The 1,707-nt window shown below is 33.8% G+C and carries 3 protein-coding genes; all 3 read right to left on the reverse strand.

Features of this window, described 5'->3' with window-relative positions; genetic code table 11:
* The coding region (locus HMPREF2805_RS04105) for a T6SS immunity protein Tdi1 domain-containing protein (RefSeq protein ID WP_075231515.1) at nucleotides 1-491 on the reverse strand (491 nt) is incomplete at its 3' end.
* A gap of 171 nt (nucleotides 492-662) precedes the next feature.
* Nucleotides 663-869, reverse strand: a complete 207-nt coding sequence (locus tag HMPREF2805_RS04110; protein WP_075231516.1) for a hypothetical protein — start codon at nucleotides 867-869, stop codon at nucleotides 663-665.
* Nucleotides 870-894: 25 nt separating this feature from the next.
* Nucleotides 895-1,155: a hypothetical protein gene (locus tag HMPREF2805_RS04115; RefSeq protein ID WP_075231517.1), complete on the reverse strand. Its 261-nt coding sequence runs from the start codon at nucleotides 1,153-1,155 to the stop codon at nucleotides 895-897.
* Nucleotides 1,156-1,707 lie beyond the last annotated feature (552 nt).

The raw sequence follows: 1,707 nt of genomic DNA on the forward strand, positions 1-1,707 counted from the left end.
TTTATGCCAACCTTGTCAATATTGGTTAGATCTCTTTTTCCTCCAAGTACAAGAAGAGGAACAAAACCAAAGCATTGATTGTAATCCAAGTTCCCATACTCCTTAATCGCTTCCTCATAGAAAGGAATATCAAAATAGTCCTTTAACAACTCTTCATCCTCTAAATCTTCTAGAAAATAGTACATATCTTCTAAAATAGTGGTGAAATTTTCCTCCTTGTATTCTACAATTCTCAGATAGTTTCCTTCCTCCAGAGTGATAATATCCCCAAATGCAGTTATAAAAACAGGAATAGATAAATCACCTCTAAAATAGGTCTTTTGCACAAATTCTACATATTCTTCTGGATTGATAATTTTTAGATAACCATCAAGTAAAAAGCCCAGTCCATATTGTTTCCACAATTCCACTAATTCATCTGGAACTTTTGGGGCGTACTTTTCAATGACTTCTTCTGGCATAGCTGCAAATTTGGTAAATTGTAAGTTCATTTTTTCTCCTAGTATTGTAATTTAACATTTAAGTAAATTTTATTTAAGTCTTCAAAAGATGTGGTTCTAACGATTTCATCCACAACATTATCTTTAATAGTAATTGCTGTAAAATTTTTAGACTATAGAGAAATTATCGTAGAATCTATCCCAAACTCTAGAAAAAATTTTTTAACCGAAGTAAAAAAATAAATCTTTACAAAAATCAATCTCCTCTTGAGTTAAATCTCTGTTTTTTTCTTTGTCTAAACTATAGAGTACACCTCTCACAGTATTAACAGACTTTGCTTGCTCTAACATTTGTAAACGTATGTCTGGATTATCAATGTATTTAATAATAATATTACATAATTTTTCTTTAACATCATCATAATTCATATTAGTCACCTATAAGATCCACTTTTTAAAATTCAATTACCGAATTAGTTTTCAATTGTGGATAGCCTCCTTTCCCATATTCGGGATAATAAGATGTGATTGGCTCCAAAACTTTTCCTGCATCTCTGGCTTCCTTAGGAACATACACATTATCCATTATCTGAAGTGTATCGAACTCTCCACGAAGTTTCACATTACTCCAAGCAGGAGATATTTGATAAGCATCTTGCATCTTACTAGCTAAATCAAATTTAGATAAACCGATGTAACTTCTAGGGGCTTCCATGGTCCTCATTGTCTGTTCAGCATACTTAGAATCCATATGATGATAAAACGTTGATGCAAAGTTCTATACATAAAAATCTGATTTAGATGTAATTTTAGACACTGGTAAAGCTAACACAAGTTATCGTACCAGCAAGGCAAGTAGTTTACTAGTCGCCCCAGGCAATTCTAGTTGTTGAACAGGAATCATATCCTTGCGTGGCCTCGTGACTAGTAAATCTCCTGCCATCGGCTTCGTCATAAGCAAATCAACCGTAGAAACTCAAACTATTTGGCTACTTCGGCCTTCAGTCACTGCCTTAATCAACTACCGTCCTGACTATCATAATATCTTTCTCATACATAGTCAAGTCCTCCCCTAAAAAGACATCCAAGTGAAAATCCTTAAATATCCGTAAACGTTGATCGTATCGTATTGATTAATTTTTTGTTATCACTGACTTTGTCAGTTTGCAGCCACATTTGTAAGCGACTAAAGTCGCAACAACTGTGTCAATTGCGCTAATTTAGTAAGAACGTACAAAAAAGAACACCCCGAAAGGTGCTCTTTGTA

Origin of the sequence: Streptococcus sp. HMSC034E03, from assembly GCF_001811505.1 — a bacterium.
In the GTDB taxonomy this organism is placed as follows: Bacteria; Bacillota; Bacilli; order Lactobacillales; family Streptococcaceae; genus Streptococcus.